Here is a 6,760-nt window from a genome sequence, read left to right as displayed (position 1 = left end):
AGTTCGGCTATTTCAAGGAGATCGCGCAGGCGGTCGACCGGCTGGGCTTCCCCGGCGTGCTTTTGCCCACCGGGCAGAATTGCGAGGATTCCTGGATCACCGCCACCGGGCTCGCGACGCTGACGGAAAGGCTGAAGTTCCTCGTTGCGCTGCGACCCGGCGTGACGCTGCCGACCTTCGCGGCGCGCCAGACCGCGGCGCTCGACCGGCTGAGCAACGGCCGCCTGCTGCTCAATGTCGTGGTCGGCGGCAACCCGACCGAGCTTGCCGGCGACGGCGTGTTCCTGCCGCATGACGAGCGCTATGCGCAGGCGCAGGAATTCCTCACCATCTGGCGCGGGCTGGTCTCGGGCGAGCGGGTGAATTTCGAAGGCAGATATTATCGCGTCGAGAACGGCCGCCTGGACCTCCTGCCGCTGCAGGAGCGGCCGCCGCTCTATTTCGGCGGCTCCTCCGACGCCGGCCAGGAGCTCGCGGCAGACCTCGTCGACATGTATCTCACCTGGGGCGAGCCGCCGGCGCAGGTTGCCGCAAAGATCGCTTCGGCGCGTGAAAAAGCGGAGCGGCGCGGCCGCAAGCTGCGCTTCGGCATCAGGCTGCATTTCATCGTGCGCGAGACCGAGGACGAGGCCTGGCGCGCCGCCGAGCGGCTGATCAGCCACGTCACCGACGCGCAGATCGAGAATGCGCAGGCGCGTTTCCTCAAGGAGATGGATTCGGTCGGGCAGCGGCGCATGGCCGAACTGCATGGCGGCCGGCGCGACCGGCTTGTCGTGTCGCCGAACCTTTGGGCCGGCGTCGGCCTGGTGCGCGGCGGCGCCGGCACCGCGCTGGTCGGCACGCCGGAGCAGATCGTCGAGCGCATCGGCGAATACCAGGCGATCGGCATCGACACCATCATCGGCTCCGGCTACCCGCATCTCGAGGAGGCCTATCGCGTCGCCGAGCTGTTGTTCCCGAGGCTCGGCCTGGGCACGCAGCGGCAACGGGCGCACAAGGATATCGCCAACGAATTCTCGGTCGGCTTCCACGGCGCCAACCGCCTGCAGGCGGCGTCATGAGCCTGGCCACGCGCCTTGCCCGCAACGGCGTGGCCGGCTGGCTGCTGCCGGCGGCAATCATCGCCGGCTGGGAAGCCGCGGCGCGCGCGGGCCTGATCCCGGCCAATGTGCTGCCGGCGCCGAGCGCGGTGGCCGAGGCCTTCTGGCGGCTGACCTTGTCAGGCGAGCTGATCCGCAACATCGGCGTCTCCACCCTGCGGGCGCTGTCCGGCTTCGCCATAGGCGGCTCGATCGGCTTCGCGCTCGGCCTCGCCAACGGATTGTCGGCGCTGAGCCGCGGCCTGACCGACACGACGCTGCAGATGATCCGCAACATCCCACATCTGGCGCTGATCCCGCTGGTTATCCTGTGGTTCGGCATCGACGAGGAAGCAAAACTTTTCCTGGTGGCGCTCGGCGTCTTCTTCCCGATCTATGTCAACACGCTGCTCGGCATCCAGAGCGTCGATCCGCAGCTGGTCGAGATGGGCCGGGTCTACGGGCTCGACCGGCGCGCCTTGTTCTTCCGGGTGATCCTGCCCGGCGCGCTGCCTTCGATCTTCGTCGGCCTGCGCTATGCGCTGGGCATCATGTGGCTGACCCTGATCGTCGCCGAAACGATTTCGGCCAGCTCCGGACTCGGCTACATGGCCATGCAGGCACGCGAGTTCCTGCTGATCGACGTCGTGGTGCTGTCGATCCTGATCTACGCGCTGCTCGGCAAGCTCGCCGACAGCCTGGCCCGCCTGCTCGAGCGCCTGTCGCTCGGCTGGCATCCGGCCTTCCAGAAAGGGTGAGAACAAGATGCCAGCCGCCACCCTCACCGCAGCACGCTCCCTCGTCGCCACGCCGGCGCAAGCCCGGACGATCGGCTCGGTCGAGGGCCGCCGGGCCTTCGCCTTCAAGGAGGTGGGGAAACGCTTCGGCGACAAGATCGTGCTCGACGGCATCAGCCTCGACGTGCGTGCCGGGCAGTTCCTGGCCATCATCGGCAAAAGCGGCTGCGGCAAGAGCACGCTGCTTCGGCTGCTGGCCGGCCTCGACCGCCCGAGCAGCGGCTCGCTGACCTTTGGCGCGGCCGAGGAGGGTCACAGCCGCACGCGCTTCATGTTCCAGGAGCCGCGGCTGCTGCCCTGGGCGAGCGTGGTGAAGAATGTCGAGATCGGGCTGACCGGCATCGCCGGTGGCACCGAAGCCAGGCAGCGGGCGCTTGCCATGCTGGAGGAGGTCGGGCTCGCCGACCGCGCCGACGAGTGGCCCTCGGTGCTGTCGGGCGGTCAAAAGCAGCGCGTCGCGCTTGCCCGCGCCCTGGTCGGCCAGCCGCAGATCCTGGCGCTGGACGAGCCGCTCGGCGCGCTGGACGCCCTGACCCGCATCGAGATGCAGCAGCTTCTGGAACGGATTTGGCTCGACCAGAAGTTCACCGCCGTGCTGGTGACGCACGACGTCGGCGAAGCCGTCGCGCTCGCCGACCGCGTCGTGGTGATCGGCGCCGGCAGGATCGCCCTCGACCTCGACGTGCCTGTGGCCCGGCCCCGCCGGCACGGTTCGGCGGAGCTTGCCCATATCGAGGGCACCATCCTGGATCACCTGTTCAACCGGGCTTGAGCGCGGCGCCGGCCGTGGTCCCAAATCACGAAATCATCGTAAGATCAAACGCGCGACTGGCTCGCCCAGCGCAGTCCGACGATGCCGGCCAGCATGGTGACGAGGCCGATATAGAGCCATCGCGTCTGGCCGGTCATGAAGCTGCCGCCGACCAGGCCGAGCCCCTGCAGCGACCATAGCGCGCCCACGCCCAGCACAATCAGCGTCAGCACAGACCTGATCAATCGCATCGGCTGGATCCTCTCCGGAAGTCCATTTCGAGCGGTGACAGGGACGCAACAAAAGACTCGTAGGAATCGGAATAGTCCGGCTCCTCTGTACTTCCAATCTTGAGGACCGATCTTGTCCGGAACGTCCCGGAGAGTGGTCCGATATTCATCAAGAATACGCCTCTCGGGCTCCAGGAATCTCATGACAAACTGTTTCGCGGCGACTCCAAACGTGTGCCTTCGCCATGGAACCGCCAGAAGGCTGCCGCATTTCCCGCCTCATTCGGCACTTAGGCGGGGCTATTCGATCAACGGAGCCACCCCCAAAGGATGAAGAGAACCAACCAGACCGCGCTTGTCGCGGTAACGATCGCGGCTGGCCTGATGGCTGGCGCCTCGTCCGCCTCCTCCGCCGCCGCGCAATGCGGCCGCGCTTCCTGGTATGCGCTGCATTCCAGAACCGCCTCAGGGGAACGCATGAACCCCTCGGCACTGACTGCCGCCCACCGCACGCTGCCTTTCGGCACCAAGCTCAGGGTCACCAACAAGAACAACGGCCGCAGCGTCGTCGTGCGCATCAACGATCGCGGTCCGTTCGTGAAGGGCCGCGTGCTGGATCTGTCCCGCGGCGCCGCCGGACAGCTGGGCTTCATCGGTTCGGGCCACACCGCCGTCTGCATGGCGCGCGTCTGATCTCTCCATTATCGGACCATGATCCAAGGCGACCGCTGCGGTCCGGCGATCATGGCCGGTCTCCGGTAAGAGAGGCCGGACACATATCCTTCACATTTCGGCACCGCACAGTGAGCCGACTCGCCGCTCAAGCCTGATTTCCAACAGGTTGAACCAAAGAAGCATTCGTCAGACAAAATGACGTATTGCATCGCAACAATATCTTGTTAACCTCGCCGGGAGACATTCAAGGCTCGGCGCTGTTCGTCGTCCTTTGGTCGACGGACGGCAACGGGGTTCTCGATGTTCTACCAGCTCTACGAAATGAACCATGCGGCGCTGCAGCCCGCGCGCTTGTATGCCGACGCGGTGCGGCTCTTCTACTCCAACCCGCTCAACCCGATCTCCCACACCCCCTTAGGCCGCTCGGTCGCGGCGACCGCCGAGCTGTTCGAACGCACCACCCGCCGCTACGGCAAGCCGCAATTCGGCCTGGACAAGACCGTGGTCGACTGGAAGAGCGTCGACGTCACCGAAAAGACGGTCTGGTCGAAGCCGTTCTGCAATCTGGTGCGCTTCGAGCGCGCGCTGCCCGCGGGGCGCAAGCCTGACCCGAAGCTTTTGATCGTGGCACCGATGTCGGGCCACTACGCGACGCTGCTGCGCGGCACGGTCGAGGCGATGCTTCCGCACGCCGACGTCCACATCACCGACTGGGTCGACGCCCGCATGGTGCCGGTGGCGCAAGGCAGCTTCGATCTCGACGACTATATCGACTACGTCATCGAGATGTTCCATGCGCTCGGCCCCGACACCCATGTGATGGCCGTCTGCCAGCCTTCGGTGCCGGTGCTGGCGGCGGTGGCGCTGATTGACAGGCGCGGCGATCCCTTCGTGCCCTCCACCATGACGCTGATGGGCGGGCCGGTCGACACGCGCCGCAACCCCACCGCGGTCAATCTCCTGGCCAAGGAAAAGGGCATCGACTGGTTCCGCGACAATGTCATCATGCAGGCGCCCTGGCCGGTGCCGGGCTTCGGGCGCGTGGTCTATCCGGGCTTCCTGCAGCTCTCCGGTTTCATGAGCATGAATCTCGATCGCCACATCATCGCCCACAAGGACTTCTTCATGCACCTTGTGAAGCATGACGGGGACAGCGCCGAAAAGCACCGCGACTTCTATGACGAATATCTGGCGGTGATGGACCTGACGGCGGAATTCTACCTGCAGACGGTCGACACCGTGTTCGTGCGCCACGCTTTACCGAAGGGCGAGATGACGCATCGCGGCGAGACGGTCGACTGCGCAGCGATCCGCAACGTCGCGCTGCTCACCATCGAGGGCGAGAACGACGACATTTCCGGGCTCGGCCAGACCCAGGCCGCGCATGATCTGTGCGTCAACATTCCCGCCGACAAGCATGTCCATTACGTGCAGCCGGCCGTCGGCCATTACGGCGTCTTCAACGGCTCGCGCTTCCGCTCCGAGATCGTGCCGCGCATCGCCGACTTCATTTCCAGCTATGGCCGCCAGCAGCGTGTGGCGACGAGGCCCAAACTGGTCCGTTCCGCGAAAGGCTGAACGCCGCGGACCGCGCCAGAGCGAACTTCCGTTCCGCCGCCAGACGGCGGCCGCTGGTGTTGCGACGGTGTCTCTGTTGCGAAAGTGCCGCTACGGGATCGTCCAGGTAACCATGCCGTCAAACTGGCCGCGGTCTCTAATTGACACGGACTGTAAATCGCCTTTAACGTTTCGTTAATAAAGAACAGGGCGGCGGGGGCAATGACTTCCTCAGCGATGACGCGGATTCTGCGTTTGTGTTCAGTCGCAGGGCTGGCGATTTCGGCTCACTGGGCGGTACCCGCCTGGGCGGCGGGCGCAATGACCACAGGCGGCCTGACCTCGCAGCCGATCGGGCACTATGATTTCTGCAAGGCGCGTCCGAACGAATGCAACATCCATCCGGCCGATCTCGAGCCGGCCAGGATGACGGACGTCCTGTGGCGCAAGCTGGTCAGCGTCAGCGCCAAGGTCAACGCCGCCGTCAAGCCGTTGAGCGATCTCGATCACTACGGCAAGGATGAAGTCTGGGCCTATCCGGATGACGGCTATGGCGATTGCGAGGACTATGTGCTGGAAAAGCGCCGCCAGCTTTATCGCATGGGCATGTCGCTCGCCGACCTCCTGATCACCGTCGTGCGCAAGCCTGATGGCGAAGGCCATTCGGTGCTGACGGTGCGCACCGACAAGGGCGACTACGTACTCGACAATCTGACCGACAAGGTCAAAACCTGGGACGCGACCGGCTACCGCTTCCTCAAGCGCCAGGCGATCGACAACACCGGACGCTGGGTCTCGATCCGCGACGGCCAGGCGGTGCTGGTCGGCTCGGTGCAGTAGGCGGAGCTAGGCGCACCACCCTCGGTTTCGTCCGCTTCGCTCCCGCTCCGCCCGTGGATGACGAAGGCGGTGGCCCTCCGAAAAAATCGCACAACTCCATGAACCATACCCATTTGGCCGGCGACACACAGCCGTGAATGGCAAATCCAACCATGTAGAACTCAAATGACTTCTTTCCTGCGCAACACCCTTCTTGCCGCCGTCGCGGTTTCGGCCCTGACCGGATCGGCCCTGGCGGACCAGACCTACAAAAGCTGCGCCGCGACCAACCTCAACGACCTGTGGAGCGGCCGCTGCTGCAGCGTCGGTTCCGCGAACTGCCTGGGCGGCGGCAATGGCGGCCGTGATCATCAGGGTCATGAAGGCAAGGGCGGTCGGGGCAGCACCAACGGTGGCAGCGCCGGCAAGTTCTGATCTTAGGCGTGAGGGTTGCCGGCGGCGTAGTACACCTAGCCTCCCGCGAGTTCGTCATCCACGGGCGCAGCAAGGAGCGAAGCGACGCAGCGCAGACCCGAGGATCCATTCCGTTACCTATGAGCGTCACGGCGGTGCAGAACGGCCTCTGTTTTGCGCCGCCTTCGCCCTTCGCGCGAGGTCACGGAATGGATCCTCGGGTCTACGCGTCCGCTTCGCTCCCGCTCCGCCCGTGGATGACGAACCTCGGGCGCTTCGGCTAACCCCACCCGTTGTCATACGGGCAAACTATCTGCGCAACGCGGCCCGGACCGATGCCGTGATCTTCCGCAGCTGCTCCTCATCCAGCCTCTCGATGCTTTCGGCCAAAAGATTGGCCAGTTCAGTGGCCGCCGGCGACAGGCCGGACGTGTCGAT

General features: G+C 65.3%; 8 protein-coding genes and 1 pseudogene. 7 read left to right on the top strand and 2 right to left on the bottom strand.

What is annotated here, in order from left to right; genetic code table 11:
• From ssuD to EOA27_RS16190, 3 genes are all read left to right on the top strand, one after another.
• Positions 1 to 1,061: FMNH2-dependent alkanesulfonate monooxygenase (ssuD, locus tag EOA27_RS16200; RefSeq protein ID WP_127256683.1), on the top strand; the 1,061-nt coding region annotated here is incomplete at its 5' end.
• Entirely contained in the window at positions 1,058 to 1,837 is a 780-nt protein-coding gene (locus EOA27_RS16195; protein WP_126080335.1) for an ABC transporter permease subunit, read from the top strand. The genes ssuD and EOA27_RS16195, both read left to right, overlap by 4 nt.
• A gap of 7 nt (positions 1,838 to 1,844) precedes the next feature.
• On the top strand, positions 1,845 to 2,648 hold the full coding sequence (locus EOA27_RS16190) for an ATP-binding cassette domain-containing protein (protein ID WP_126080336.1): 804 nt from the start codon (positions 1,845 to 1,847) through the stop codon (positions 2,646 to 2,648).
• A gap of 44 nt (positions 2,649 to 2,692) precedes the next feature.
• Here EOA27_RS16190 and EOA27_RS16185 read toward each other — a convergent pair whose 3' ends face one another.
• Positions 2,693 to 2,878, bottom strand: a complete 186-nt coding sequence (locus EOA27_RS16185; RefSeq protein WP_126080337.1) for a hypothetical protein — start codon at positions 2,876 to 2,878, stop codon at positions 2,693 to 2,695.
• Positions 2,879 to 3,187: 309 nt separating this feature from the next.
• Between EOA27_RS16185 and EOA27_RS16180 the strand changes: the two genes are divergently transcribed.
• From EOA27_RS16180 to EOA27_RS16165, 4 genes are all read left to right on the top strand, one after another.
• Positions 3,188 to 3,550 (top strand): septal ring lytic transglycosylase RlpA family protein, encoded by a 363-nt coding sequence (locus tag EOA27_RS16180; protein ID WP_126080338.1) that lies wholly within the window; start codon positions 3,188 to 3,190, stop codon positions 3,548 to 3,550.
• A gap of 282 nt (positions 3,551 to 3,832) precedes the next feature.
• Positions 3,833 to 5,110 carry a polyhydroxyalkanoate depolymerase gene (locus tag EOA27_RS16175; protein ID WP_127256681.1) on the top strand — a complete coding sequence of 426 codons (1,278 nt, stop codon included), beginning with the start codon at positions 3,833 to 3,835 and terminating at the stop codon, positions 5,108 to 5,110.
• A gap of 201 nt (positions 5,111 to 5,311) precedes the next feature.
• On the top strand, positions 5,312 to 5,929 hold the full coding sequence (locus EOA27_RS16170) for a transglutaminase-like cysteine peptidase (protein WP_126080340.1): 618 nt from the start codon (positions 5,312 to 5,314) through the stop codon (positions 5,927 to 5,929).
• 165 nt (positions 5,930 to 6,094) lie between these two features.
• Positions 6,095 to 6,343 (top strand): hypothetical protein, encoded by a 249-nt coding sequence (locus EOA27_RS16165; RefSeq protein WP_126080341.1) that lies wholly within the window; start codon positions 6,095 to 6,097, stop codon positions 6,341 to 6,343.
• 288 nt (positions 6,344 to 6,631) lie between these two features.
• Here EOA27_RS16165 and EOA27_RS42130 read toward each other — a convergent pair.
• Positions 6,632 to 6,760, bottom strand: a pseudogene (locus EOA27_RS42130) (transcriptional regulator); the annotation flags it as partial.

It is taken from the genome of Mesorhizobium sp. M2A.F.Ca.ET.037.01.1.1 (genome assembly GCF_003998075.1).
Lineage (GTDB): Bacteria > Pseudomonadota > Alphaproteobacteria > Rhizobiales > Rhizobiaceae > Mesorhizobium.
Note: the sequence above shows the minus strand (reverse complement) of the source record. Positions and strands in the feature narration are given on the sequence as shown.